Below are 26,163 nucleotides of genomic sequence, written 5' to 3'. Positions count from 1 at the left end.
ACTATGAGTACGCAGACACCGACACAGACCGAGGAATCGAGCGAGACCGACGCCGAGGCGGACGCGCCCTCGAAGGGCGACGAGCGTCGAGACGAGAAGCGACGGCGGGCCGCCGAGGAGCGCGCCCGCCGACAGGCCGAGGAGGCCGAAAAGGCCGCCGCCGACGAGGAGACGGTCGAGCTGAAGGTGTTCCGGTACGATCCCGAGGTCGAGGGGAAACAGGAGCCCCGGTTCGACACGTTCCACGTCCCGTTCACGAAGGGGATGACCGTCCTCGACGCGCTGATGTACTCGCGGGACACGTACGACTCCTCGCTCACGTTCCGGCACTCCTGCCGGCAGGCGGTCTGCGGCTCGGACGCGATGTTCGTCAACGGCGGCCAGAAGCTGGCGTGTAAGACCCAGATCTCAGAGCTCGAAGAGCCGATCCGGGTCGAACCGCTCCCGCACGCCGAGGTCCGGAAGGACCTCGTCGTCGACATGGAGCACTTCTACGACCAGATGGAGGCCGTCGAGCCGTACTTCCAGACGAACGAGTACCCCGACGGCGAGTTAGAAGAGCAGCGCCAGACGCGGGAGAACCGCGAGAAGATCAAGATGTCGACCCGGTGTATCTGGTGTAGCGCGTGTATGTCCTCGTGTAACATCGCCGCCGGCGACAACGAGTACCTCGGTCCCGCCGCGATCAACAAGGCGTACCGGTTCGCCATGGACGAGCGCGAGGGCGAGGACATCAAACAGAAGCGGCTGGAGATCATCGAACAGGAGCACGGCGTCTGGCGGTGCCAGACCCAGTTCTCCTGTACCGAGGTGTGCCCGAAGGACATCCCCCTCACCGAGCACATCCAGGAGCTGAAACGCGAGGCCGTCAAGAACAACCTGAAGTTCTGGTGAGCGCGGTAGACACGCTCAAGGGACTCCAAACCTAACGGAATACCATACAACAATGCACGAACACGACGTTATCGTTGTCGGCGCCGGAGGGGCGGGACTCCGGGCGGCGATCGCGGCACAGGAAGCGGGGGCCGACGTGGCCATCGTCTCGAAGCTCCACCCGGTCCGCTCGCACACGGGCGCGGCCGAGGGCGGGATCAACGCGGCGCTACGCGACGCCGACTCCTGGGAGGACCACGCCTACGACACGATGAAGGGGTCCGACTACCTCGGGGACGCCCCGGCGGTCGAGGCACTCTGTCAGGAGAGCCCGGAGGAGGTCATCCAGCTCGAACACTGGGGGATGCCGTTCTCCCGCGAGGAGGACGGGCGCGTCTCCCAGCGGCCGTTCGGCGGCCTCTCGTTCCCCCGGACCACGTACGCCGGCGCGGAGACCGGCCACCAGATGCTCCACACGATGTACGAGCAGGTGGTCAAACGCGGGATCACGGTGTACGACGAGTGGCACGTGATGGAGCTGGCCGTCACGGACGAGGAGGACCCGGCCGACCGGACCTGCCACGGCGTCGTCGCCTACGACATCCAGAGCGGCGAGATCAGCGGCTTCCGCGCCGATAACGGCGTCATCCTCGCGACCGGCGGGATGGGACAGGTGTTCGATCACACCACGAACGCGGTCGCGAACACCGGCGACGGCGTCGCGATGGCGTACCGCGCCGGCGTTCCGATGGAGGACATGGAGTTCATCCAGTTCCACCCGACGACGCTGCCGTCGACGGGCGTCCTCATCTCCGAGGGGGTCCGCGGCGAGGGCGGAATCCTCTACAACGAGGACGGCGAGCGGTTCATGTTCGAGCACGGCTACGCGAACAACGACGGCGAGCTCGCCTCCCGCGACGTGGTCTCGCGCGCCGAGCTGACCGAGGTCAACGAGGGCCGCGGCATCGAGGACGAGTACGTCCACCTCGACATGCGGCACTTAGGCGAGGAGCGCATCCTCGACCGGCTGGAGAACATCCTCCACCTGGCGGAGGACTTCGAGGGCGCCGACGGACTCACGGAGCCGATGCCCGTCAAGCCCGGCCAGCACTACGCGATGGGCGGCATCGAGACCAACGAGTTCGGCGAGACCGCCATCGGCGGCCTCTACGCGGCCGGCGAGTGTGCCTGCGCGTCGGTCCACGGCGCGAACCGCCTCGGCGGCAACGCCCTGCCCGAGCTCATCGTCTTCGGCAAGCGCGCCGGGCGTCACGCCGCCGGCGAGGAGATGGGCGAGGCCGAGGTCACGACCGGCAAGGAGGGCGACTGGGAGCCCGCGGACTACGAGTTCGAGGTCGAGGTCGGCGAGACCGGCGGACAGGGCCCCGCCGCGGCCGACGGCGGCGCCGTGGCGACGGACCCCGACGGCGTGCTCGAGGCCGAGGTCGAGCGCGCCAAGGCCCGCGTCGAGGAGCTGCTCTCGCGGGAGGGCCGCAACCACGCCGAGATCCGGTCGAAGGTCCAGGAGACGATGACCGCGAACGTCAACGTGTTCCGCGAGGAGGGCCGGCTCGAGGAGACGCTGGGCGACCTCCGCGAGGCGCGGGAGGCGTACAAGGACGTCGCGGTGTCGGACCCGTCTCGGACGTTCAACACCGACCTGATCCACACGATGGAGACACGGAACATCCTCGACATCGCCGAGGCGCTCACGATGGGCGCGCTCGCCCGCGAGGAGTTCCGCGGCGCCCACTGGCGGAAGGAACACCAGGAGCGGAAAGACGAGAACTGGCTGAAACACACGCTCGTCTCGTGGAACGACGGCGAGCCCGAACTCTGGTACAAGCCGACGATCCTCGAAGGCGAGAACAAGACGTACGAGCCGAAGAACCGGTCGTACTGAACGCGGAGTCGACAACGATCGATCCGGATCGTTCACGGTTTCGTATCCGTCGTCGGTCGAAACTCGGCCGCGATCGAGGGTCACGACGCGGTCGGTACCGACCGTAACGATCGCAGCCTCCCGCGTTTTCGGCGTGTTCGACTCCCTATCCGTTGTCCGAGCCGTTTCGACGATCGTTGAATAGGGGGTTTATTATCGTCGAACGCAACGGATCGGACAAGATGTTAGAGACGCAGACCGCACGCACCGCGGCGCCGGCCCTGCCGCCGGAGCTGCAGTCTCCCCGCGCGAAGCTCGTGTACCTGTACCTGACGACGAAGGGCGACGCGACCGTCTCGGAGATGGGCGACTCGCTCGGCATGAAGAAGCTCTCGCTGTACAGCATTCTGAAGACCCTTCGGAAGGAGGGCATGGTCGACTGCGACGGCGACACCTACACGCTGAACTGACGGGACGCTCGTTCTCTCCGCTTTCGCCCCCGCCGCTCCGGCCGGCGGAGCGTTTACCAGCCCCCGGGACGCAGTGAGCCCGTGGACGCGAACCAGAGCAAGCTCCGGAACCCGTTCGGGATGGACGCCGACTGCGAGAACTGTTCCGAGCTGTGCGGCTCCCGCGACCGCGTCGTTCACGGCTACGGCGACGTGGGCGGCGAGTTCCTCGTCGTCGGCACGCGGCCGAGCGGGGCCGCAGAGGCCAACAGGATCCCCTTCACCGGCGCGGGCGCGGGCGAGCGGGTGCAGTCGATCTTCGCCGACCTCGGGTTCGTCCGGTCGGCACCGGACGCGACGGAGCCCGACGTACAGAACGTCTTCTTCACCAACCTGACCCGGTGTCGGCACCCCGAGCGCGAGCCGACCGACCGGGAGGTCGAGACCTGCGAGCCGTTCCTCAACGCGGAGATCCGGATGATCAACCCCCAGATCATCGTGCCCGTCGGCGAGCGACCGCTCCGCGAGCTCGCGATCGAGTACACGACGCGGCGGCCAGACTCCTTCGACGTCGACGCCGAGCACGCGACGACGATCCGCGGGCGAGGCTTCGAGCTGGTCCCGATGAAGGACCCGGCCGAGATGACCGACGCCGACGCCGACGCGTTCCGCGAGCACATGCGCGAGAACGTGCTGAGCCGGGACTACCGACAGACGAAGGGACGGCAGAGCCGGTAGCGGGACCGCGGTCTACTCGGAGGCGTCGCCGTCGCGGCGCGGCGTCACCGACTCGGCGCGCCACGCGTCGCCGCGCGTCCGATCCGGCGGCGCGCGGTCAGTCCTCGACACGCGAGCGGGGCCCCGTCGTCTCCGCGGACGGGGACTCCGCCGCGGCCGGCGGCATCGCGTCCGCCGGAAGGCACTCCGGGAGCGTCGCGGCCTCGCGGTCCCGCCACCGTTCCGTCGGCAGCCGGTCGAGCTGCGTTCGAGAGACGACGAGCTCCGTCGACTCCGCGACGGCGCGGTGTTTCCGGATCGCGGTCTTGGTCTCGTCGGTCGAGTGGTCGCGGACGTGCGACTCGACCGTCGCGTACAGGTCGCCGCGCGGCCAGTCGGATCGGTCCCCGACGAGGGCGCGCACCGCGTCACAGACCGGACACCTGAGGAGGACGGCTCGTGGCATGTGATCGAGATCGGACGTGGTCCACAAAAAACCCGCTTGAGAGCCCTATTGACGGCTATATTCGGCTGTGTTCTCCTCGGGACGGAACGTGTCGAGACCGGATCGCATCGATGGATCGGCCCGACTCGCTCCGCCGTCTCTCCCTAATTCGCCCCGCCGTCTCTCCCTAATTCGCCCCGCCGTCTCTCCCCCAATTCGCCCCGCCGTCCCGGCCCGACCCGGCTTGCCGCCTCGCGTCTAGCTCGGCCGGTCGTCGGTCCCGGTGGGGTCTACCTCGCCGTCGAACGCGGCGTCACCGAGGAGGTCGGCCGTCGCGTCGTCGCTGTCGGCGCCGAACGCGCAGTCGATGAGGATGTGGCCGCCGAGCGTCGAGGGGGAGATCACCTGGTCCGCCCCGGCGCGGCGGAGCTTGTCGATGTTCTCCCGCTGGGTCGCGGCGGCGACGATCCGCACGTCGGGGTTGAGCTGTCGCGCCGTGAGGATCGCGAGCGCGTCCCGGGCGTCGTCGTTGGTGGCGGCGACGACCGCGCGGGCCCGGTCGACGTGACCGCGCTCCAGCGGCTCGACGTCGCTCGGGTCCGCGGTGAACACCGGGACGTCGCGCTCGCCGAGCCGTCTGGCCGCGGACTCGTCGGTCGTGATCACGGCGTACTCCGTCCCGTCGCGGGCGGCGAGTTCTTCGAGTATCGGTTCCGTCAGGTCCCCGTAGCCTAACACGAGGACGTGGTCGTCGAGGAGGTCGATCTGTCTGTCGGTCATTCTTCCAAGCGCCTTGGAGAGCTGCGCCTCGATGGCCGGCGTCAGGAGGACGCCGAGCGCCACCGCGAACGCGGCGACGTTCATCACGAGCGAGGAGAGCACGAACAGCTGGGCGATGTCGGACGCGGCGCCGCTCGTCGGGTAAATGTCACCGTATCCGACCGTCGAGGCGGTGACGACGGTGAAGTAGAACGCGTCGACGATCGTTTCGACCCCGTTGAACTGCTCGCGGAGCGCGTACGTGCCCACGGTCCCGTAGGCGATCGCGGTCCCGAGCGCCGCGCTCGCGGCGAGCTGCGTGGGAGAGGGCCTGAAATCCCGGTCGAACCGCCCGCGGTTGTAGGCGAGCGCCGGCATCGACAGCACCGATAGCGCCACCAGCGGGAACGAGAGGACGGACGCCTGCATCAGCCCTTGGACCGCGGTCAGCGGGAGCAGCACGGCGGTCGAGTACCACCCGACGCGGTAGCCGTTCCGCAGCGCGAAGCCGCTCCCGAGCATCGCGAAGCCGGTGATCGTCCCCGTGAATCCGACCGTCTGTCGGACCACGTCGGGGACGTGCGGAGCGAGGGGCCCCGAGACGCCGAGGCCGCCGATCTGCGCGAGCCCGGCGAGGATCGACAGGATCGCGACCGCGAACGTCAGGGCGATCGACGCCCGCACGGTCACCCAGTCGCGGGTCAGCTCCATGGGCGTTCGTCGCCGACGGACGACTTAAACCCCGCGAGCGAGGTCGGTCGCGGGACGCGCCGAGCCCGCACTCCCGTCGTCCACGCCCCGTCGCCGGATCCGTACTCCCGTCGTCCACGCCCCGTCGCCGGATCCGTACTCCCGTCGTCCACGCCCTCGCTGCCCGCGCGCCCGCCGCCGACACAGGTTTAACCCCGCCGCCGGTTTGGGGGCGTATGTCACTGCCGGTCGAGATCGTCTTCGGGGTCTACCTCGGTATCGTCACGGGGATCGTTCCCGCGTTGGTGGCGGGGGTCCTCGGCTTCCTCTTCAAGTACGTCACCGACGTGACGATCCCCGGGCTCGGGGTCGTCGTCCTCGCGCTCGCGATCGCGGGCGTCAACGGGGGGTTGATGGCGCTCAACGACCAGACGATCCGGTCGTCCGAGCGGGCCCCGGCCCTGCTCACGGCGATCATCGTCGTCCTCATGCTGTCGCTGTACGCGCACGCGCAGGGCGACAAGCTGGGCGCGAGCGTCCCGAAGCGGATCTCGATACGACAGCTGCGCGACCGGACGCTCTCGGCCGACGTGGTCGAACTCGTCGGCGGTCGCGGCCGGGTGGGCGTCGAGGTTGCCGGAGAGGTGAGCGACATGGAGGGGTACCCGCCGCTGCCCGCGGAGACGCGGACCGCGATCGCCGAGGGAGAGTGGACGTTCCCCGCGGACCTCCCGCTCCGCGAGCTCGAGAACCGGTTCACGGAACGGCTGCTGACCGAGTACGACCTCGCCGACGCGGCGGTCCGGATCGACGAGAAGGCGCGCGCGACGGTGGCGGCCGCGCCGCCGATCGGCGGGCTCTCGAAGCGGGTCGGGTCGGGCAAGCGCGCGGTGTCGGTGTCGGCGCTCGTCCCCACCGGGATCGCCCGCGGGGACCTCGTTCGGGTGATCACGCCCGACCGCACCGTGGACGGGACGGTCATCGCCGCGCGGTCGAGCGGCGAGGTGAAGGCGCCGAGCGAGAAGCGGCCCGCGAGCGCCGCGCCGTCGCCGGGAGACGATCCGGACGCCGACCCCGACGCGCGAACGGACGGCGGCGAGGCCCCGCTGCCCGCGCCCGCCCCGACGACGACCGGCGGCGAGGGGCGGGTGACGCTGGCCGTCGACCGGGCGGACGCCAGCGCGCTGCTGGGCGTCGACCGGGGGCGGGTGCTGGTCCTCTCCCGCGGCACCCGGCGCGAGTACGAGCTGACGACGCTGCTGCGGCGCGCGGGGAAGCGCTTCCGCCGTGTGACCGTCGTCGCGGGCGGCCCCCTCGACGGGCACACGATCGGGGAGGTCGGGGTCCGCGAACGGTACGGCGTCGCCGTCCTCGCGGCCCGACACGAGTCGTGGACCGTCGCGCCGAGCGGGTCGCAGGCGCTGTCGGCCGGCGACGACCTCTTCGTCGTCGGGAACCGAGACGCGCTCGACCGGTTCGCGGAGGCGGCGAAATGATCGGACCGCTCGCGGAGGCGGTCGTCGCCGGAGGGGGCCTCCCCCTCGGAGATGCGGTCGGGATCGGAGCGAGCCTCGTCGGCGAAACCCCGGTGGGAGTCGGGTTCTCCCGGCCCCGACAGGCGGCGGCGACGCTCCTCTCGTTCGCGCTCCTCTCGGTCGTCGTGGCCGGGGGGGCCGCGCTCGCGTACCGCTGGTACTTCCGCGACGAGATCCCCGAGGGCGTCACGGTGCTGCTCGGCGTGTCCGTCGTCGCGCTGTATCTCAACACGACGTCGCTCGGGGCGGTCGCCGCCGGCGAGAGCCCGGGGCTGCTCGACCCGGAGAGCGCGTTCTTCAACATCGTCGCCATCGGCGTCACGGCGGTCACCGCGCCGGTCGGCCGGTACGCCGGCGACCGGCTCGCGGTCGACGTGTTCGCGCTCTCGGGGGCGCGACAGCTCGAGGGAGAGCTGAGCGGGATCGTCCGGGCGATCGGGCGGTTCACGGCGGTCACGCTCCCGGCGGCGGAAGACATCGAGGACATGGAGACGTACGACCCGGTCTCGGCGGAGAAGAAGGCGGAGCTGGCCGAGAAGACGCTGCTGTTCGCGCGGAAGCTCTCGCCCGAGGAGCTCCGAGAGCGGCTCGTCACCCGCGTGAAAGAGGAGTACGCGGTCGGCTACGTCGACGTGGACGTGACCGAGGACGGGACCGTCGAGTACTTCGCGGTCGGCTCCCGGGCCGCCGGGCTCGGCCCGACGCTGGCGCCGGGCTCGGCCGCGGTCGCGATCGCCGCCGACCCGCCGAACAACGCCACCGCGGGCGACGCGGTGCAGGTGTGGCGGGCGGAGCCCGAGCCGAAACGCGTCGCCACCGGCGAGCTCCGAGGCGTCGCCGGCGACGCGGCGACCGTCGCGCTCGACGAGTCGGACGCCGAGCAGCTGACCGACGAGTCCGGCTACCGCCTCGTCACGCTGCCGGCGGAGCCGCAGGCCGACCGGGAGTTCGCCTCGCTCCTGCGCCGCGTCGACGAGACGATGGCCACCGTCACGGTCGCGGCCGGGAGCGAGCTCGTCGGGACGACCGTCGGCGACGTGGGGGTCGTCGTCGCCGCGGTCCGTCCCGACGGCGGATCGGTCCAGCCGATCCCCGCGCGGTCGCACGCGTTCGCGCCGGGGGACCTGGTGTACCTCGTCGGCCGGCCGGACGCGCTCCGTCGGTTCGAGGCGGCCGCCGCGGCGGCTGCGGACGGGAGCGAGGGAGAGGACCGGGACGACGGAGGCGGTGTTAGCGGCGAGGGCGACGATCCGGCCGGCGGCGACGGGGACGGAACCTCCGAGGGCGACGGGACCGACGTCTCGGACACCGACGGGACAGACGGGACCGACGCCCCCGACGCCCCCGACGACGCCGACCGGGCGCAACGCTCTTGAGCCGCCCGCGCGGGGATCCGCGTATGGAGTGGAAGCTGTTCGCCGACCTCGCGGAGATCGCCGGCGGACGCGAGATCGACGTGGCGGCGGAACCGGGAGACACGGTCGACGAAGCGCTCGACGCGCTGTTGGCGGCCCACCCGGACCTCCGCGACCGGGTGCTCGACGACGGCGAGGTCGCCGACCACATCAACGTCCTCCGGAACGGGAAGAACGTCCGCCAGGGCGGCGGGATGGACGCGACGCTCGAAGCGGGCGACGAACTGGCGCTGTTCCCGCCGGTGAGCGGGGGCGCGGGCGGCGCGGGAGCCGGCCGGTAGGGTGACCGGTAGAGTGACCCGCCGGTAGCACGGCCGACGGATCGGTCGTTTCAAACGGTCGCGCGCCGCACCTCTCGGCATGAGCGACAGCGACGACGAAGCGCGCGAGGGGCGCGAGGAGTTCCACGAGGATCCGGTCGGACACACCCGCGCGACCGGCGACATGACGGTCGGACAGCTGGTCGAGGGGTACGGCGACGCGGGGATCGGCGCGGCGTCCGTCAACGAGGCGGGCGACGTGCTCGCGGAGATGTTCGCGAACGACGACTGCACCGTGTTCCTCTCGCTGGCGGGCGCGATGGTGCCAGCGGGGATGCGCCGGATCGTCTCCGACCTCATCCGCGACGGTTACGTCGACGCCCTGGTGACGACGGGGGCGAACCTCACCCACGACGCCATCGAGGCGATCGGGGGGAAACACCACCACGGGCGGACCCACGACCCGGAGAAGACCCCCCGCGAGCACGACGAGGGGCTCCGCGACGAGGGCGTCGACCGCATCTACAACGTCTACCTCCCGCAGGAGCACTTCGCCGCCTTCGAGGGCCACCTTCGCGAGGAGGTGTTCCCGGAGCTGGAGGGAGGAGACGCGGTCTCCATCGCGGACCTGACACACGAACTCGGCCGCGCCAACGCCGCGGTCAACGAGCGCGACGACGTGGCCGAGGACCCCGGCGTCGCCGCCGCGGCCTATGAGTGCGACGTGCCGGTCTACTGCCCCGCGGTGCAGGACTCCGTGCTCGGGTTGCAGGCGTGGATGTACGCCCAGACCGCCGACTTCACGCTGGACGCCCTCGCCGACATGACGGAGTTGACCGACCTCGCGTTCGACGCCGACGACGCCGGCTGCCTGCTCGTCGGCGGCGGCGTCCCGAAGAACTTCACGCTCCAGACGATGCTCGTCACGCCGCGCGCGTACGACTACGCGGTCCAAATCACGATGGACCCGGAGGCGACCGGCGGGCTCTCGGGCGCGACCCTCGAGGAGGCGCGCTCGTGGGGGAAACTGGAGAAGGACGCGCGCAACGCCTCGGTCTACGGCGACGCGACCGTCATGCTGCCGATGCTCGTCGCCGCCGCCCGCGAGCGCGTGGAGTAGCAGTCCGAATCGCGACGGGTAGGAGAAGGGCGACGAGGGTGGCGGCCCGGGCGACGACGGACCGCCGAACGGCCGGACGCAGTCGTGCCGCCGGGAGTCTCACCCCCTGCCGCGGTCACGCCCGCGACTCGGTCCCGACCGCCTCCGCCAACAGCGCGTGCGATTCCAGCGCGTCCCCGTGGTCGGGCACCGCGTGCTGGATCATCACCTCGTCGGCGCCGACCCGGTCCGCGAGCTGTTCGAGCAGGCCGTCGATCGTCTCCGGGCTCCCCGAGATCGCTCGCGGCCACTCGTCGGCGTCGAGGGTCGCGGGCGTCGGGTCGGGGACGCTCCCGAGCTCCGCGATCGACTCCTCGACCGAGGGGATCGACCCGACCTCGCCCCGTCGCATCCGCTTGAAGGTCGCCTCCGCGGGCGCGCGGCGGCGCGCCGCGGCCGCGTCCGTCTCGGCGGCGACCGCGTTGACCGCGACCATCCCGTGCGGCTCCTCGGGCCCGCCGCCGAGCCCCGTGGGCTCGAATCGCTCGCGGTAGGTCTCGAAGGCGCGCTCGGCGAGTCCCGGTCGGATGAACGCCGCGAAGCAGAACCGGGCGCCGAGCTTCCCGGCGATCGCCGCGCTCGACGGGCTGGAACCGAGCACCCACGGGACCGGCGGGGCCGCCCCCGAGCGCGGGACCGTCAGATCGCCGTACGGGTGGTCGTCGGGGAAGGCGTCGTATAGGTGGTTCACGACCGCGCGGATGCGCTCCTCGTGGTCCTCGTCGGGGTCCTCGACGCGGCGGTCCGTGCCGAGCGCCCGGTCCGAGGCCGGCGACCCGTTCGCTCGGCCGAGGCCGGCGTCGATCCGTCCCGGCGCGAGCCCGTCGAGCGTCCCGAACGCCTCCGCGACCTTGTACGGGCTGTAGTGGTTGAGCAGGACGGCGCCGGAGCCGATCCGGATCTCCTCGGTCGCGCCCGCGAGCCGGCCGAGCAGCACCTCCGGGGTCGTCCCGGCGAGGTGATCGCCCATGCCGTGGTGTTCGGCGACCCAGAACCGCGAGTATCCCAGCCGCTCGGCCTGCTCCGCGGCGGATACCGTGTTCGCGTACGCGTCGGCCGCGGTCCCGCCCGCGGGGACCGGCGAGAGGTCGACGATCGAGAGGTCCATGTCCGCCGTCGGCGAGCCCGAGGGGTAACGGTTGGGCTCCCGGCGGTCGCGTCGGGGGATCGGAAGCCGCGCTCGCCGATCGACCGGGCGCGTCGACCCGACGGTCCGGCGCAGCGGCTGGAGAGCTGGGAAACGAAAGCGTCGAAAGAGAGAGCGCGGTCGTCAGTTGTCGCCGTTCTTCGACTGCCAGGCGTAGTCGCGGCGGGAGGCGGAGTCGCCGAAGCCGCACGAGGAGCAGCGCTCCTTCTTGACGTGGTAGGATTTCTCGCCGCAGCGGCGGCACTTCACGTGAACCGTCTTGTTCTTCTTCCCCTGTGAGGGCGTTCCGGAGCCGGTCATGCTTTGATGGTGACGACGTTATCGCCGCGTATAATCGTTGTGTCTTCGATCGCGACCGCGAACTCGCCGTCGAGGTCGTCGTCGACGCGGTCGTCCACGTCGGACTCCGGCTCGATGACGACGTTCATGTGCTGGTCGTAGCCGGCGAGGATGCCGTAGTAGGTCGTCCCGTCCTTCAGGTGAACCGTCACCGGCTCCTCGAGCGACGCTTCGAGTACGTCGAGGGGTCGTCCACTCATTGTCCGTATCGCCGCCCGTCGCACTAATAAAAATACCGGGACGCCGGGGGCTCGTCCGGCTCTCGCCGCGAGACGCCCGCGATCGACGGCCGTCGCCGGCGGGCCGCAAACGGCGCGCTCGAACCCGGGTGTTTTTAAGACGGGCTGCTGTACCTCCGGGTACCACACTCCCGCGGGACACGGTGAGTCGACGTCGGCTCGGCCGTAGCGGGGCCTCAACGACGCGCGGATCAACGTAGCGCTGACGGCTCCTTGCGGGGTTTCAGTGATGGACGCCACCACGGCGTTCGAACCCACAAACCATGGAAATCGAAATTGCGACACTCGGCGGTTACGAAGAGGTCGGTCGACAGATGACGGCGGTCAGAGCGGGCGACGACATCGTCATCTTCGACATGGGCCTGAACCTCAGTAAGGTCCTCATCCACGACAACGTGGAGACCGAGAGCATGCACAGCCTCGACCTGATCGACATGGGCGCGATCCCGGACGACCGCGTCATGAGCGAGCTGGAGGGCGACGTGCAGGCGATCGTCCCCACTCACGGTCACCTCGACCACATCGCGGGCATCCCGAAGCTCGCCCACCGGTACGACGCGCCCATCGTGGGCTCGCCGTACACGATCGAGCTGGTCAAACAGCAGATCGACGACGAGGGGAAGTTCCAGGTCGACAACGACCTCGTGAAGATGAAGGCGGGCGGCACGATGGCCATCGGCGACTCCGAGCAGGTCGAGATGGAGTTCGTCAACGTCACCCACTCGATCATCGACGCGATCAACCCGGTCCTCCACACGCCCGAGGGCGCGATCGTCTACGGCCTCGACAAGCGACTGGACCACTCGCCCGTCATCGGCGACCCGATCGACATGGACCGCTTCCGCGAGATCGGGCGGCAGGACGAGGGCGTCCTCGCGTACATCGAGGACTGTACGAACGCCGGCAAGAAGGGCCGGACGCCCTCCGAGGCGTACGCGAAGAAGCACGTCGAGGACACGCTCAAATCGATGGAGGACTACTCGGGCGGGATCATCGCCACGACGTTCTCCTCCCACATCGCCCGCGTGAAGACGCTCGTCGAGTACGCCCGCGAGATCGGCCGGCAGCCGGTCCTGCTGGGTCGCTCGATGGAGAAGTACTCGGGCACCGCGGAGCGGCTCGACTTCGTCGACTTCCAGGGCGACGTCGGCATGTACGGCCACCGGAAGTCGGTCGACCGCGCGTTCAAGCGGATCATGAAGGAGGGGAAGGGGAACTTCCTCCCCATCGTGACGGGCCACCAGGGCGAGCCGCGCGCAATGTTGACCCGCATGGGCCGCGGCGAGACCCCGTACGAAATCGACGACGGCGACAAGGTCGTCTTCAGCGCGAGCGTCATTCCGGAGCCGACCAACGAGGGGCAGCGGTACCAGTCCGAACAGCTCCTCCGGATGCAGGGCGCGCGCCTCTACGACGACATCCACGTCTCCGGCCACCTCCGCGAGGAGGGCCACTACGAGATGCTGCAGGCGCTCCAGCCCCAGCACCTCATTCCCGGCCACCAGACGCTGAAGGGGCGCTCGCCGTACGTCGACCTCGCGAAGTCGCAGGGGTACAAGCTCGGCCGTGACGTGCACGTCACGCAGAACGGGAGCGTCATCCAGCTCGTCGAATGACGAGCGAGACGAAGGAGGCGCGGGTGCTGGAAGCCATCCGCGAGCGGCGTGACCTCGTCAACGCCGCTATCGACGAGGAGCTGCCGATACAGGAGCCGGAGCGGCTTTACGAGGCGACCCGATACATCCTCGAAGCGGGCGGCAAGCGGCTCCGGCCGACGGTGGCGACGCTGGCCGCGGAGGCGGTGACCGGCACCGACCCGCTCGGCGCCGACTTCCGCGAGTTCGCGGCCCTCGACGGCAACACCGTCGACGTGATGCGCGCCGCGGTCGCGATCGAGGTGATCCAGTCGTTCACGCTGATCCACGACGACATCATGGACGAGGACGACCTGCGGCGGGGCGTCCCGGCCGTCCACGAGCAGTACGACACCTCGACCGCCATCCTCGCCGGCGACACCCTCTACTCGAAGGCGTTCGAGTTCATGACGGAGACGGGCGCGGACCCCCAAAACGGGCTGGAGGCGATGCGGATGCTCGCGTCCACCTGCACGGAGATCTGCGAGGGACAGGCGCTCGACGTCGCCTTCGAGAGCCGCGACGACATCCTCCCGGAGGAGTACTTGGAGATGGTCGAGCTGAAGACCGCCGTCCTCTACGGCGCCTCGGCCGCGACCCCGGCCCTCCTCCTCGGCGCCGACGAGGAGGTCGTCGACGCCCTCTACCAGTACGGGATCGACTCGGGGCGGGCGTTCCAGATCCAGGACGACGTGCTCGACCTGACGGTCCCCTCCGAGGACCTGGGCAAGCAGCGCGGCTCCGACCTCGTCGAGGGGAAGGAGACGCTGATCACCCTCCACGCCCGCCAGCAGGGCGTCGACGTGGACGGGCTGGTCGACGCCGACACGCCCGCCGAGGTGACCGAGGAGGCCATCGACGACGCGGTGGCGGCCCTCGAAGAGGTCGGCTCGATCGCGTACGCCCGGGACACGGCCGAGGACCTCACGGAGCGGTCGAAGGAACACCTCGAGATCCTGCCCGAGAGCGGGTCCCGCGAGCTGTTGGCCGACCTCGCGGATTACCTGATCGTCCGCGGCTACTGAGCCGAAACGGACACCGCTTTATCTCGGCTCCCCGTTGCTCCGCTCGTGTCCCGGTACCGAGACGTCGTCCTGTTCTTCGCGCTCGCGACGCTGTGGGGCGGCTCCTTCGTCGCTATCGAGGTCGGCCTCGACTACTACCCGCCGGTGCTGTACGCCGCCTACCGGTTCGACGTGGCGGCGCTGGCGTTGGTCTCGTACGTCCTCCTGACCGAGAGCGGCCCGCTTCCCCGGACCCGCGGCGATCTGGCCGCGATCGGGTTCAGCGGCGGGCTCTCCGTCGCCGCCAACAACTCGCTTCTGTTCGTCGGCCAGCAGTACACGACGAGCGGCATCGCCTCGATCACCTACAGCCTCGTTCCCATCGCGACCGCCGCGGTCGCGGCCCTCTGGATCGGCGGCTCGGACCTCGACGCGCGCGGCGCGCTCGGCGTGGTGCTCGCGTTCGTCGGCGTCGGGCTCGTCGCCCAGCCCGATCCCGCGAACCTGGCCGGGGGCGTCACGATCGGCGTCGGGCTCATCTCGGTCGGCGTGCTCGCGGTCGCGGTCGGCAGCGTCGGCCTCCGGACCGTGGAGACGAGCTTCTCCAGCATCGCGCTCACCGGCTGGGCGATGCTGTTCGGCGCCCTGCTCATCCACGGTCTCAGCCTCGGAGTGGGCGAGAGCCAACAGCTCCCGTCGGCCGAGCTCCCGGCGGTCGGCGCGCTGCTGTTCCTCGGCGTGTTGTCCTCGGCGGTCGCGTACACCATCTACTTCACGCTGCTCGACCGGCTGGGCGCGTTCGAGATCAACCTCGTCTCCTACGTCGTGCCCGTGGTCGCGACCGTCGCCGGGGCGGTGCTCCTCGCGGAACCCGTGACCCCGCTGACGGTCGCCGGCTTCGCCGTCATCGTCGTCGGGTTCGCGCTGCTGAAGCGACACGCGATCGCCGAGGAGGTCCCGCGGCTCCTCTCGCGGGTCGGCGGGTTGTTTTAAAAACACGCGTCGAGTCTCGCCCGTTTGAACTCCCCTCGTCGACTCGACCGCCCGCCGAAGCGCACACCCCGATCGACGGCGGGAGTACCTGAATCACTACGGTTTATCGGTTGTTTATAAATCGGATTGTGGTGGTGCTGTCGGCTGTTTATAAGTGATCGACAACGCTCCGGTGAAGGGCTCCAAAGCCCCAACCGCGAGTCCCACCCACAACCGCACAGCACCTCACACCTCCCCAGCCTCGTCGGTCGCCCTCCGCGTCGCTCCTGGCGACCGACTCCAGCGAGGGACGGAGTCCCTCGGGCAACCGGGCTTCGCCCGGTGACAGCCGGACGTAGTCCGGCGACCTCGCGCGTGCTGCTCGCGGCCGCCTCCGGCCGCCACTCGCAGGCACGCAGAGCGAGAGCACAGCTCTCGCTTGCAGCCGGCGGCCTCGCCGCCGGCGACGGCCACCGCGCCGATTTATAAGTAGTCGTTGCTGTCGCTCACGGATACTTAAATACCGTCTCGCCGCTAGCGATCTGCAATACCCACTCCGTTTACCGATCGCCGCCGTGTCAATCCCTCCTAGATCTTCTCGGCGAGTGTTTCTCGTCGGATGTTTCGACGACGATCCGCTTACACAAGGCCGATCGCGCCGAGCACCGCGAACAGCGCATCTCCGTACGTCAGCGAGACGACCAGCCCGACCGCCATCGGGACGACGAACGGCATCCCCGGCGACACCAGCACGCGGTCCTTCCGGGCGACGACCGCCAGCCCGCCGCGGAGCGTCTCGGCGTCGGTGCCGTACGCGCCGTGGTCGATCTCGTCGAGGAATCGCTCGGCGGCCCAGGGGTCGGAAACCGGCGAGTCTCCTTCAGCCCCGGTCGGGGTCCCCCCGTCCGTCCGCGGGCCGACGTGCGTCCCGCCGTCGGTCGGCTCGTGCGTCTCGCCGACGCTGTCGGGGTCGCTGAGCCGATCCGGGTCCGCGCGCAGGTCCGCGAGGGTCGCCCCGCGCCAGCGAAGGTACATCCGGAGCGCGTCCAGATCGAGGCCGTTCCGGGTCGTTCCGGCGTCGTCCTCGAACAGGCGCCCGTGGCGGTCCGGCAGCGAGTCGGTCGCCACCGGCCGCGCGAAGAACATCGTCGCCGAGCGCTCCCCGCGGAGGAGGTTGATCCCGGCGAGCCCGAGCGGGTACGCGAGCGCGAGCAGGACCGTGTTCGTGAGCACCGTCAGCGAGAACACGCCGATCTGGGTGTCGACGAGCGGGAGCGTCGTTCCGGCGATCTCGTAGGCGGGGAAGGTGGGGAAGAGGACCGCGATCGCGATCAGCGCCTTCGCGTCGGCGCCGCCGAACGCGCCGAGATACCAGAAGGCGTAGCCCAGCGGGGCGACGAACAGCAGGCTGATCGCGGCCTGAACGAGGAACAGCCGCCCCTCGAACCCAGCGAGGGGCCACAGCCGTGCAGTCTCCCAGAGCAACAGCAGCGCGCCGAACAGGTACAGCGGCGGCCACAGCCGGTTCGGGAGGCGTCGGGTCCGGACGTCGCGCAGGGCCGCCCACGCGAAGACGGGGACGACGAACAGGCGGAGGGCGTCCGGCAGCGTCGCGAACATGTCACCACGGGCGGCGCGGGCGCAATTAGGCGTTCGGGTTCGCGTATCGCGATCGATAGCGCGGCGACGGCCGCGGGCGACGGGGCGAGCCGAACCGCCGACGCTTTGTGATCCCGCGGCCGAGGGGCGACGATGCGACGCCGCGTCGGAACCAGCCTGTACGCCGGGCTCCTCTTCACCGTCCTCGGCGCGATCGCGTGGGGGACGGGCCAGCCGTTCGTCTTCCCGAGCCTCGGACCGTCGGCGTTCCTCATCGCCTTCGACCGCCGGAGCGAGCGCGGCCGGGCCGCCCGGATCGTCGGGAGCCACCTCATCGGGGGCGTCGCCGGGCTCGCGGCGTGGTCGCTGATCGCGGCCGGCGCGAGTCTCACCGCGACGCCCCCCGCGTTCTCGCCGGAGGGGTTCCGGCTCGCGGCGAGCGCGACCGTCTCGCTCGTGGCGACGAGCTGGGCGATGATCGCGACCGACGCGGTACACGCCCCCGCCTGCGCGACAACGCTCATCGTCTCGCTCGGCCTCCTCTCGACCCCGACCGAGGTGGCGATCATCGTCGCGAGCGTGACCGTCCTCGTGGGCATCCATGCCGGCGTCATCGCGGTCTTCAGGCGGATCGTGGGGGACGCGCACCCGCTCTACCGGGCGGAAAACCGTTGACTGCCGCGGTCGGTCGGCCGCTTACTCCGGACGCTCCCCCCGCTCGCGTCGCTCCCACCCCTCCGCGCGCCTGTCGAAGACCGAAAGCACCGGCTCGGGATCGGCCAGTCCGGGAATTCGGCGTTCGTCGTCGCGGAGCTCGATCACGACGGTCGCGGTCCCGAGCCGGCGGTCGAGCCGCCCGCGTCTCACCCGCAGGTCCGTCTCGTCCCACGGCTCGACGCGCCACAGGGGGACGCCGAACAGCCGGTCGTAGGCGACCAAAGCGTCGTCGCCGACCCGGTACGCGACGAGGCCGTACCGGAGCTCGTGGTCGAGCGCGCCGAGGCCCAGCGGGACCGCGACTGCGACCGCGAGGAGTGCGGCGGCGGTCGCCCAGTCGCCGCCGATCGCGAACAACGCGGCAACGAGCGCCGGAACCGCGGCGAGGTACCACAACCCCGGGTGGCCGATCGGCGTGGTCACCGCGCCCGCGAGGCGCGCGCGAACGGACTGCCGAACCGTCTGCGCCGGCTCCGCGACGGAGGCGTCGACGGGCTCCGTCGCGGGCGGGTCGTACGAGAGCCCCAGGTCGAGCGCCGACGACTCGTCGAACGCCGCGAGCCGGTCGCCGTACAGCCCCGCGAGGTCGAACGCGGCCTTCACCGCGACGATCCCGAGCAACAGTGGGAGCCCGACCGCGTTCGGGTCGAGCGCGGATATCGGCGCGTCCCCCTCCATCGTCGCCGCGCCCACGATCGTGACGGTGAACAGCGCGCCGAGGAATATCGCCGCGCCGCGGGCGAACACGCCCCGTATCGCGGTCTGGGCGCTGTGGTCGCGGTACTCGCCGCGGCCGAAGTAGTCGGTCAGCGTCGTCCCCGCCTCGCCGGCGAAGACGGCGAGGACCGCGAGCGTCACGGTGTCGAGCGCCTCGGGGGCCAGCCCGCCGTCGGCGACGACGCCGACGGTGAGCGCGCCGACGAACAGCCAGACGACCGCGAGGATGGGCGCGACGACCGGGAGCACGAGCAGCGAGGAGAGCCGGATCCGTAGGCCCGTTCGGGGGATCGACAGGCCGACCCGCCGCTGCGCGAGCGGGCCGGCGATCAGCGCGTCGGACTCGATCTCGGAGGGGCGGCCGGCGAACAGCCCGCGGACGACGGCCCAGAAGGAGGCGATCCCGAGCTCGAACCAGTAGAGCGTCATCAGCGCGGCCGCGTTCCAGTCGAGCGCGAGGACGCCGACGAGCGGGAGGAGGTTGGAGACGAGGAACGCGATCGCCCGCGGGCGGCGACCGCGAGCGAGGGCTCCCAGCCGGTGAGCGCGATCGGTGGAGGGCATCCGTTCGGGCGATCCGCCTCCCGGGTTTATAAGCGGTCGGTGCGGGTCACCGCGCCGGTCCCGCGTCGCGGTGGAGGTACAGGTACGCGAGCACCGGGAGAATCGTGAAGAGGAGCGTCGAGAGCCCCCAGACGACCGCGTAGCGGCTCCCACGCGCCTTCGCGTCGCGGTAGATCCACGCCGCGGCGGCGACGACGACCCCGTAGATCACGAGCGTGAGCGGGAGCGACCACGGGAGCGGGACGCCGAAGAGGCTCACGGCGCACCGCCTGTGAGGTCCGCGGCCATCACGAAGTCCGGTTCGGCCGCGACCGGGACCCGGTTCGCGCCCGTGTCGCTGACGTGTTCGACCGTCTCCGGGATCAGCACGCGGGCGCCGTCGGCGTCGACCGCGGCGGCGTCGGCCGCGATCGCGTCGTACAGCGCGCCCGCCGCCTCGGCGTCCCGCCACGCGGCGGCGCCGTAGGTCGCGGTCCGGGTCGTCTCGCCGTCCGCCTCGCGCTCCGCCACGCGCGTCCGGACCGCGAACCCGGCGAGGGCGTCGCCGCCGGCGACCGCGAGCAGCCGGTCTTCGCCGGCCGCACTCCGGAGGCGCTCGCGGGTCAGTTCGGAGCAGGCCCACGACTCGTCGGGGTCGAGCGCGAGCCCGCGGAGGAGGTCCCGGGCGTCGCTGTCGCTCCAGAACGCCCACGCGGCGTTCGGGTCGGGAGCGGGGACCGGGGTCGGGCCGGCGGGGTCGGCGGGGTCGGAATCGATCGCCTCCGAGTCCGGCTCCGGCTCCGCGAACCGGAACTCCGTCGCGGGCTCGAAGCCGACCGCGCGAGACTGCCCGAGCCCCATAATGTTCCACGAGAACACCATGTTGCGACAGACCGTCGCGCCGCGGTCGCGGGCCCAGTCGAGCGCGGCCTCCGAGAGCGCGGTCCCGACGCCGAACCCGCGGGCCGCGGGGTCGACGCGGATCCCCTGCCCCCACGCCTCCCACTCGGAGAGCAGGACGCCCTGGATGCAGCCGACCACGGCCTCCGGCTCCCCCGCCGCGGCCGCGCCCGTCCCGTCCCCCTCGACGAGGGTGTCACCGGGTTCCCGGTCGGCGTCGTCGGGCGCGCCGCGCTCCGCGACCGCCTCGGGCGGCAGGGTCGCGACGAAGGTGGCGCTGTCGGGGTCGTCGGACGCGGCCCACTCGGGGAACACGCGCGGGATGTAGTCCTCGTGTCGCTCGCCCCACGTGTCCCGGGTGAACGCGGCGACCGCGTCAGCGTCGGCGGGGTGCGCCTCGCGGACGACGGGGGCCGGAGCCGAACCGGCGCCCGGCGCCGATTCATCCTCAGGGTCCGTCATCGCCAGGGCTGCGACTCCTCGGTCAGCTCGCCCGCGAGGTCCCGGCCCATCGCCTCGGCGGGGTCGGACAGGTTCGCGAGCGCCCACATCAGCTTCACCTTCGCGGTGCCGGGGAGGGTGTCGCCTGCCTCGACGACGCCGGCGTCGAGCAGGTCGCGGCCGGTGTCGTACACTCGGTCGCAGACGCGGCCCGCGAGACACTGGCTCGTCATCGCGACGACGGTCCCGCCCTCGACCAGCTCCTCGATCCGCGGGATGAGGTCGGTGTGGACGTGCCCGAGCCCGGTCCCCTCGATCACGACGCCGTCCTTCTCGTTGAGGTAGTCCCACGCGGCCGGGTCCATGCCGGGCGTGAACTTGACGAGCTCCACGTCGGCGTCGAGGTCGGTCGCGGCCGAGAGATCGGCGTCGTCGCCGTCCCCCCGGGCGATCGGCTCACGGGCCCACTCGATGGCGGCATCCGCGGCGTCCCCGTCGGCGCCCGCCTCGGCCGCGGCCTCGTAGTCGATGCGGCCGAGGGGCTCGGCGCCGACCGTCTCGAAGGCGTCGCGGCGGGAGGTGTGGTTCTTCCGGACGCGGGTCCCGCGGTGGAGCGCGCAGGCGTCGTCGGACTGGGTGGCGTGCATGCAGACGAGCGTCTCCGCGTGGTCGGCCTTCGCGGCCTCGACCGCGCACACCGCGTTCATCACGTTGTCGGAGGAGGGCCGGTCCGCGGAGCGCTGGCTGCCCGTAAAGACGATCGGGACCGGCGAGTCGAGCATGAAGGAGAGCGCGGAGGCGGAGTACTGCATCGTGTCGGTCCCGTGCATCACGACGACGCCGTCGGCGCCGGCCGCGATCTCCTCGCGGACGGCCTCGGCCAGCTCCCGCCAGATCGGCGGCTCCATGTTCTCCGAGAGGATGTTGGCGACGACCCGCCCGCGGTAGTTCGCGCGGCCGGCCAGGTCGGGGACCGCGCGGAGCACGTCCTCGGCGTCGAACTGGGCAGTGACCGCGCCGGTCCGGTAGTCGACGGTGGAGGCGATCGTCCCGCCGGTAGAGATGAGCGATATCGTCGGCAGATCGTCGTCGAAGGTGATCTCGGAGGCCTCGCCGCCGCCCGCGTCGGCCCCCTCGTCGACGTCGCGGGCCCCGGATTCGAGCAGTTCCACGTCGGCCTCGTCGCGGTCGATACCGACGTTGTACCCCCCGTCGAGCTTGACGACGAGGTGGTCGCGAGTCGTCGAGGGGAGCAGTACGCCCTCGTTCGTGACGTCCCCGCGGTCGACGCGGACGCGATCTCCCGGTTGCATACCACCCGGTTCCCCTGCGGCGGACTTGAATCCAACCGTTCGGCGGTCCGTGGCGGACTCGGTTTCGACCCGGACCCAGTACGTCTTTTACGCGCGCTCCCGACCGTGAGCGCATGGACCGCGACGAGTTCGCCGCCAGCATCGACCACACCGTGCTCGGCCCGGAGACGACGTGGGGGGACGTCGAGGCCGTGCTCGCCGAGGCCGCCGATCACGGGATGAACGCCTGTATCCCGCCCTGTTACCTGCCCGAGGCGGCCGCCTACGAGAACGCGCCCGAGACGATCGCGACCGTGGTCGGCTTCCCGCACGGCCAGCACGCGCCCGCGACGAAGCGCGACGAGGCCGTCGCCGCATGGAACGACGGCGCCGACGAGATCGATCTGGTGATCAACGTCGGGCGCCTGCAGGCGGGCGAGGACGACACCGTCGCCGCCGAGATCTCGGACGTGGTGGCCGCGGTGCCGGTCCCGGTGAAGGTGATCATCGAGACCGCGCTCCTGACGGACGCCGAGAAGCGCCGCGCCTGCGAGGCCGCCGTCGCTGCCGACGCCGACATGGTGAAGACCTCCACGGGGTTCGCCGACGGCGGCGCCACGGTCCCGGACGTGGAGCTGATGAGCGAGTACCTGCCGGTGAAGGCGTCCGGCGGCGTCGGCTCCTACGCGGAAGCGACGGCGATGCTCGACGCCGGCGCGGTCCGGATCGGCGCCTCCTCGGGCGTCGCCATCGTCGAAGGGCATCCGGAGAGCGGGGAGTAGCGCTCGTCCGCCGAGAAGCTAGCGCTCGTCTGGCGAGAGGCTATCGTCCGCCGAGCCGTCCCGCCCGTCGCCGTCGGCGGCGAGACCGTCGCCCTCCGTCGAGTCGAGACCATCGATCTCGCCGTTCCCGGCGTTCGCTCCGCGCTCTGCGCCCTCGATATCGTCGGGATCGACGTCGACCTCGAACGTCGAGACGGACTCCGAGAGCGCCTCGGCCTGTCCCCGGAGCCGGTCGGCGTTCTCGGCGATGGTGGTGACGGTCGCCGTCTGCTCCTCAGCGGCGGCGGACACCTGCTCGGAGCCGGTCGCGACCTCGCCGCTCACCTCCGCGACGTCCTCGACGCCCTCGACCGCGCGCTGGGTCGACCGCGCCTGGTCCTCGGCCGCCTCGCTGATCTCCTGGACGCCGTGGTTCGTCTCCTCGACCGCGTCGACGACGGCCTCGAGGGACGACGACGCCTCGCGGACGGTGTCGGACCCCTCGTCGATCCGCGCGTTCGTCTCGCGGATGTCGTCGACGGTCTCGTCCGCCTCACCGCGGACGGCCTCGATCTGCGACTCGATCTCGGCGGCGGCCGCCTGCGTCTCCTCGGCGAGGTCTTTGACCTCGTCGGCGACGACCGCGAAGCCCTCGCCCGCCTCACCCGCGCGGGCGGCCTCGATGGAGGCGTTCAACGCGAGGATGTTCGTCTGCTCGGCCACGTCGGTGATGAAGTCGACGACCTCGTCGATCTCGTCCATGCGGTCGTCGAGCGACTCCATCTGCTCGACCGCGGCGGCGGAGCGCTCCTCGATCGCGTCCATCTCGTCGAGCGCCTCCGCGGCGGCCTCGCGGCCCTCCGCCCCGCGCTCCGAGGCGGCCTCCGCGGTCTCCGCGACGGACGCGGCCGACGACGCGACCTCCTCGATGCTCGCGGAGAGGTCGCTCATCTCGCCGCTCACCGCGTCGAGCCGGTCGTCCTGCCTGACCGCGCCGTCGGCGATCTCCTGGATCTGCTCGCTGACGGTCCCGCTCGCGGTCTCGACCTCGTCGGCGCCGGCCGCGAGCTCCGCGCTCGCGTCGTCGACCTCGGCGGCGAAGGCGGCCACCCGCGCGGTGGTCCGCTCCAGTTGGGCCACCATGTCGTTGAACTCCTCGGCGATCTCCCGCATCGCGTCGCGGTCCGCGTTCGGGTCCATCCGCCGAGTGAGGTCGCCGTCGGCGACCGCGCCCATCACCTCGCTGTAGTCGGCCGCGCGCGTCTCCATGTCCCGCGTCACGGCCTCGGCCTCCTCGCGGGCCGCCTCGGCCTCGTCGGCCGCGGTCTCGGCCTCGGCGATCCGGTCGCGGAGCGCGTCCCGCATCTCGCCGAAGCTCGTGAACAGGCGGCCGATCTCGTCTACTCGCCCGGTCGCCAGGTCCACGTCGAGCTCGCCCGACTCGATCCGTTCGGCGCGGTCGCGCAGCCGCGAGAGGGGGACGACGGTCCGGCTGCCGAGCACGACGCCGACGACCCCGAGCGACGCGAGCGTGAGGAGGATGAGGAGCAGCACCGAGTTCCCCACGTCGTTCCGGACGGCGAAGGCCGTCGACTGGTCCACGCTCGTGACCGCCACCCAGTCGGTTCCGGGAACGGCCGCGTACGCGTGGACCTGTCCGTCGCCGATCCGGGTCGCGGTCGTGGCGTTCCCTCCGCGGATCGTCTCGACGCCGTCGGCGTGTTCCTCCTCGTCGACGGTGCCGTCGATGTCGAGGACGGTCCGGCCGTCGGCGTTGAGGATCGTCGTCTCCTCGCCGGTGTCGGTGTTCTGGATCCGCTCGAGCTGCGGCTGGATGCGGGTCACCACGACGAGGTACCGGCCGTCGGCCCGCGGCACGGAGCTGGCGAACGCCATCACCGGGCGGTCGTTGAGCACGGGCGACCGGTACGAGCGGGCCGACCGCCAGACGCGGTCGTCGTCGCCGACCCCCTCGGGCACGTCGGCGTCGCTCCACGGCGCGTCGAGGTCGCTCGGAGCGCGCCCCTCCAACGGCTGTTCCGTGCTGGCGACCACGCGGTTCTCGCCGGAGTCGACGAGGTGGATGCTGACGATGTCGTCGGAGAGCAGCTCGTCTTTCAACAGGATGTAGGCCGGCGCGCGCCGGTCCGAGCGGAGGGCGTCGGCGGCCGACATGGACCGCGTCTCCGTGCTCATCCGCTCGGTCCACGAGCCGATCGCGTCCGCCTGCAGGCCGCCGGTCTCGGCCAGCTGGGTCGTCGCGTCCGCCTCCACGGTCTCGCCGGTCTGAAGGTAAGTGAACGCGCCCCCCGCGACGACGACCGCGGCGACGACGAGGAACGCGAGCGCGAACTTGGCGGCGTACCGGCGGCGGACCGCGTCCGGGAGGACCCGGCTCGCGGCCCGCGCCAGTCGGTCGACGAGGCCGTCCGTCATTGCCCCACCTCCGCCGGGTCCGAGGGGACCGACAGGTCGCCGGCGACGATCCGGTCGCCGGACTCGCCGAGCGCGTCGCGCACGTCGTCGGAGATCACCGGCCCGAGCGACGTGCCGTACACGAGCGCGACGCCGTCCTCGGCGAGGCCGAGCGCGGTCGTCTCACCCGTGCCGAGCTCGTCGTCGATCGTCCGCTCCGCGGCGTCGTAGACGGCGGTGCCGACCCGTTTCACCATCGACGCCAAGATCACGTCCGCGTACCGCGGGTTGCTCCGCGACTGGTCGGAGTCGACGCCGATCGCGTACCGGCCGTGCTCCTGTGCGGCCTGAAAGACGCCGAGGCCGCTCCCGCCCGCCGCGTGATACACCACGTCGGCGCCCTGCTCGTACATCTCCGCGGCGGCGGCGTACCCGCTCTCGGGGTCGTCGAAGGCGCCGACGTACGCGCCGAGGACCGAGGCGTCGACGGCCGCGTGGTCGACGCCGGCGCGGTAGCCCGCCTCGAACTTGCGGACGAGGTCCGACTCGACCCCGCCGACGAAGCCGACCGTTCGCTCGTCGGGGAGCGTCGAGCCCGCCCCGACCGACACGTCGCGGCTCGTCACCAGTCCGGCGAGGTGACCGGCCTGAAACGACCCCTCGTGCTCGCGGAACACGTAGCTCGCCACGTTCTCCCGGTCGACGACGGAGTCGACGATCGCGTACCGCTGGTCCGGGTACTCGCCCGCGACCGCCGTGAGCCCCTCCGCCTGCAGGAAGCCGACGCAGCAGATCAGGTCGTAGTCGGGGTCGGTCGACGCCGACAGCGCCGCCTGCGTGGTCTGGAACTCCGGAGCCGCGGTGGGTTCCTCGTTCGCGAACGCGACGTCGTGGTCGAGGCGTGCGCGCTGGATCCCCCTGTTCGCCGCGTCGTTGAACGACCGGTCGTCGAGCCCGCCGAGCGCGTACACCATTCCGACCGTCGCGCTGGCGTCGTCCGCGTCGCCGATCGCCGACCCGTTCTTCGTCGTCGCCGCGTTCGTTTCGTCTCCGGTCGAGGCCGAATCGTCTCTCGGATCGCCACCCAGACACCCGGCCAGCCCGCCGACTGCGGCGGCGCCGAGCCCGGCGACGAGCCGCCGCCGGGGGAGCGTCGTCGATCGCTTATGCGTCATTGTCTGCGCTCGACGGATCGGGGATAAAACGGCTACGCAGAGATTATCAAGGGCGATAGCGATATCCGAACGCGACGCCGTGAG

Annotated in this window: 25 protein-coding genes; 13 read left to right on the top strand and 12 right to left on the bottom strand. The window is 71.2% G+C overall.

All coding sequences use genetic code 11. From position 1 onward, the window contains the following. Positions 1-3 precede the first annotated feature (3 nt). The 4 genes from JIN95_RS05235 to JIN95_RS05220 all read left to right on the top strand — a co-directional run bounded on the left by JIN95_RS05235 (position 4) and on the right by JIN95_RS05220 (position 3,942). The gene (locus JIN95_RS05235) at positions 4-894 is read left to right on the top strand and encodes a succinate dehydrogenase/fumarate reductase iron-sulfur subunit (protein ID WP_095637850.1); all 891 of its coding nucleotides are present in this window, start codon (positions 4-6) and stop codon (positions 892-894) included. A 52-nt stretch (positions 895-946) separates the two neighbouring features. Further along, on the top strand, positions 947-2,776 hold the full coding sequence (locus JIN95_RS05230) for an FAD-binding protein (RefSeq protein ID WP_095637849.1): 1,830 nt from the start codon (positions 947-949) through the stop codon (positions 2,774-2,776). Positions 2,777-2,997: 221 nt separating this feature from the next. Beyond that, on the top strand, positions 2,998-3,225 hold the full coding sequence (locus tag JIN95_RS05225) for a TrmB family transcriptional regulator (RefSeq protein ID WP_095637848.1): 228 nt from the start codon (positions 2,998-3,000) through the stop codon (positions 3,223-3,225). Positions 3,226-3,306: 81 nt separating this feature from the next. Continuing rightward, the gene (locus JIN95_RS05220) at positions 3,307-3,942 is read left to right on the top strand and encodes a uracil-DNA glycosylase family protein (RefSeq protein WP_200530724.1); all 636 of its coding nucleotides are present in this window, start codon (positions 3,307-3,309) and stop codon (positions 3,940-3,942) included. A 97-nt stretch (positions 3,943-4,039) separates the two neighbouring features. On the opposite strand, the gene JIN95_RS05215 is transcribed toward JIN95_RS05220, so the two are convergent. Both JIN95_RS05215 and JIN95_RS05210 read right to left on the bottom strand, forming a co-directional pair. Then, positions 4,040-4,387 carry a hypothetical protein gene (locus JIN95_RS05215; RefSeq protein ID WP_200530723.1) on the bottom strand — a complete coding sequence of 116 codons (348 nt, stop codon included), beginning with the start codon at positions 4,385-4,387 and terminating at the stop codon, positions 4,040-4,042. A 237-nt stretch (positions 4,388-4,624) separates the two neighbouring features. Then, complete coding sequence (locus JIN95_RS05210) at positions 4,625-5,836, bottom strand: NAD-binding protein (RefSeq protein ID WP_200530722.1); 1,212 nt, start codon at positions 5,834-5,836, stop codon at positions 4,625-4,627. 215 nt (positions 5,837-6,051) lie between these two features. Between JIN95_RS05210 and JIN95_RS05205 the strand changes: the two genes are divergently transcribed. From JIN95_RS05205 to JIN95_RS05190, 4 genes are all read left to right on the top strand, one after another. Beyond that, a complete protein-coding gene (locus JIN95_RS05205; protein ID WP_200530721.1) occupies positions 6,052-7,311 on the top strand; it encodes a TrkA C-terminal domain-containing protein in 1,260 nt (419 codons plus the stop codon). Beyond that, positions 7,308-8,726, top strand: a complete 1,419-nt coding sequence (locus JIN95_RS05200) for a TrkA C-terminal domain-containing protein (RefSeq protein WP_200530720.1) — start codon at positions 7,308-7,310, stop codon at positions 8,724-8,726. Before JIN95_RS05205 ends, JIN95_RS05200 begins: the two co-directional genes overlap by 4 nt. Before the next feature lie 23 nt (positions 8,727-8,749). Then, positions 8,750-9,046, top strand: coding sequence for a ubiquitin-like small modifier protein 1 (locus JIN95_RS05195; protein ID WP_200530719.1), 297 nt, complete (start codon positions 8,750-8,752; stop codon positions 9,044-9,046). A gap of 79 nt (positions 9,047-9,125) precedes the next feature. Then, complete coding sequence (locus tag JIN95_RS05190) at positions 9,126-10,145, top strand: deoxyhypusine synthase (RefSeq protein ID WP_200530718.1); 1,020 nt, start codon at positions 9,126-9,128, stop codon at positions 10,143-10,145. Between the two features lie 115 nt (positions 10,146-10,260). On the opposite strand, the gene JIN95_RS05185 is transcribed toward JIN95_RS05190, so the two are convergent. From JIN95_RS05185 to JIN95_RS05175, 3 genes are all read right to left on the bottom strand, one after another. Next, positions 10,261-11,292: an LLM class flavin-dependent oxidoreductase gene (locus tag JIN95_RS05185; RefSeq protein ID WP_200530717.1), complete on the bottom strand. Its 1,032-nt coding sequence runs from the start codon at positions 11,290-11,292 to the stop codon at positions 10,261-10,263. 162 nt (positions 11,293-11,454) lie between these two features. Next, complete coding sequence (locus tag JIN95_RS05180; protein ID WP_095637840.1) at positions 11,455-11,631, bottom strand: 50S ribosomal protein L37e; 177 nt, start codon at positions 11,629-11,631, stop codon at positions 11,455-11,457. Next, positions 11,628-11,870 carry an LSM domain-containing protein gene (locus JIN95_RS05175; protein WP_095637839.1) on the bottom strand — a complete coding sequence of 81 codons (243 nt, stop codon included), beginning with the start codon at positions 11,868-11,870 and terminating at the stop codon, positions 11,628-11,630. The genes JIN95_RS05180 and JIN95_RS05175 overlap by 4 nt, the downstream gene beginning before the upstream one ends. 302 nt (positions 11,871-12,172) lie before the next feature. Here JIN95_RS05175 and JIN95_RS05170 point away from each other — a divergent pair, with 302 nt between their 5' ends. Genes JIN95_RS05170 through JIN95_RS05160 form a run of 3 tightly spaced genes read left to right on the top strand, consistent with a single transcriptional unit; the run spans position 12,173 to position 15,540 of the window. Then, complete coding sequence (locus JIN95_RS05170) at positions 12,173-13,525, top strand: ribonuclease J (RefSeq protein ID WP_200530716.1); 1,353 nt, start codon at positions 12,173-12,175, stop codon at positions 13,523-13,525. Further along, on the top strand, positions 13,522-14,568 hold the full coding sequence (locus JIN95_RS05165; protein WP_200530715.1) for a polyprenyl synthetase family protein: 1,047 nt from the start codon (positions 13,522-13,524) through the stop codon (positions 14,566-14,568). The genes JIN95_RS05170 and JIN95_RS05165 overlap by 4 nt, the downstream gene beginning before the upstream one ends. 45 nt (positions 14,569-14,613) lie before the next feature. Further along, positions 14,614-15,540, top strand: a complete 927-nt coding sequence (locus tag JIN95_RS05160) for an EamA family transporter (protein ID WP_200530714.1) — start codon at positions 14,614-14,616, stop codon at positions 15,538-15,540. Positions 15,541-16,158: 618 nt separating this feature from the next. On the opposite strand, the gene JIN95_RS05155 is transcribed toward JIN95_RS05160, so the two are convergent. Next, positions 16,159-17,139, bottom strand: coding sequence for an A24 family peptidase (locus JIN95_RS05155; RefSeq protein ID WP_200530713.1), 981 nt, complete (start codon positions 17,137-17,139; stop codon positions 16,159-16,161). 132 nt (positions 17,140-17,271) lie between these two features. On the opposite strand from JIN95_RS05155, the gene JIN95_RS05150 reads away from it, so the two are divergent. Then, entirely contained in the window at positions 17,272-17,793 is a 522-nt protein-coding gene (locus JIN95_RS05150) for an HPP family protein (protein WP_095637834.1), read from the top strand. A gap of 21 nt (positions 17,794-17,814) precedes the next feature. Here JIN95_RS05150 and JIN95_RS05145 read toward each other — a convergent pair whose 3' ends face one another. The 4 genes from JIN95_RS05145 to gatD are packed head-to-tail and all read right to left on the bottom strand — an operon-like array spanning position 17,815 to position 21,749. Beyond that, positions 17,815-19,116: a DUF6498-containing protein gene (locus JIN95_RS05145; RefSeq protein WP_200530712.1), complete on the bottom strand. Its 1,302-nt coding sequence runs from the start codon at positions 19,114-19,116 to the stop codon at positions 17,815-17,817. Positions 19,117-19,162: 46 nt separating this feature from the next. Beyond that, positions 19,163-19,375: a hypothetical protein gene (locus JIN95_RS05140; protein WP_095637832.1), complete on the bottom strand. Its 213-nt coding sequence runs from the start codon at positions 19,373-19,375 to the stop codon at positions 19,163-19,165. Then, the gene (locus tag JIN95_RS05135) at positions 19,372-20,457 is read right to left on the bottom strand and encodes a GNAT family N-acetyltransferase (protein ID WP_200530711.1); all 1,086 of its coding nucleotides are present in this window, start codon (positions 20,455-20,457) and stop codon (positions 19,372-19,374) included. The genes JIN95_RS05140 and JIN95_RS05135 overlap by 4 nt, the downstream gene beginning before the upstream one ends. After that, positions 20,454-21,749: a Glu-tRNA(Gln) amidotransferase subunit GatD gene (gene gatD, locus JIN95_RS05130; RefSeq protein ID WP_200530710.1), complete on the bottom strand. Its 1,296-nt coding sequence runs from the start codon at positions 21,747-21,749 to the stop codon at positions 20,454-20,456. The genes JIN95_RS05135 and gatD overlap by 4 nt, the downstream gene beginning before the upstream one ends. Positions 21,750-21,862: 113 nt before the next feature. Between gatD and deoC the strand changes: the two genes are divergently transcribed. After that, positions 21,863-22,510, top strand: coding sequence for a deoxyribose-phosphate aldolase (deoC, locus tag JIN95_RS05125; protein ID WP_200530709.1), 648 nt, complete (start codon positions 21,863-21,865; stop codon positions 22,508-22,510). A gap of 18 nt (positions 22,511-22,528) precedes the next feature. Here the strand turns inward: deoC and JIN95_RS05120 are convergent, their stop codons facing one another. Together JIN95_RS05120 and JIN95_RS05115 are read right to left on the bottom strand one after the other, a co-directional pair. Beyond that, on the bottom strand, positions 22,529-24,925 hold the full coding sequence (locus JIN95_RS05120) for a methyl-accepting chemotaxis protein (protein ID WP_200530708.1): 2,397 nt from the start codon (positions 24,923-24,925) through the stop codon (positions 22,529-22,531). Next, positions 24,922-26,079 carry a BMP family protein gene (locus tag JIN95_RS05115; protein WP_200530707.1) on the bottom strand — a complete coding sequence of 386 codons (1,158 nt, stop codon included), beginning with the start codon at positions 26,077-26,079 and terminating at the stop codon, positions 24,922-24,924. Before JIN95_RS05115 ends, JIN95_RS05120 begins: the two co-directional genes overlap by 4 nt. Positions 26,080-26,163: the final 84 nt, after the last annotated feature.

It is taken from the genome of Halorubrum sp. LN27 (assembly GCF_016635065.1).
Taxonomy (GTDB): domain Archaea; phylum Halobacteriota; class Halobacteria; order Halobacteriales; family Haloferacaceae; genus Halorubrum; species Halorubrum salipaludis.
This window is presented reverse-complemented; position numbering and strand designations above follow the sequence as displayed.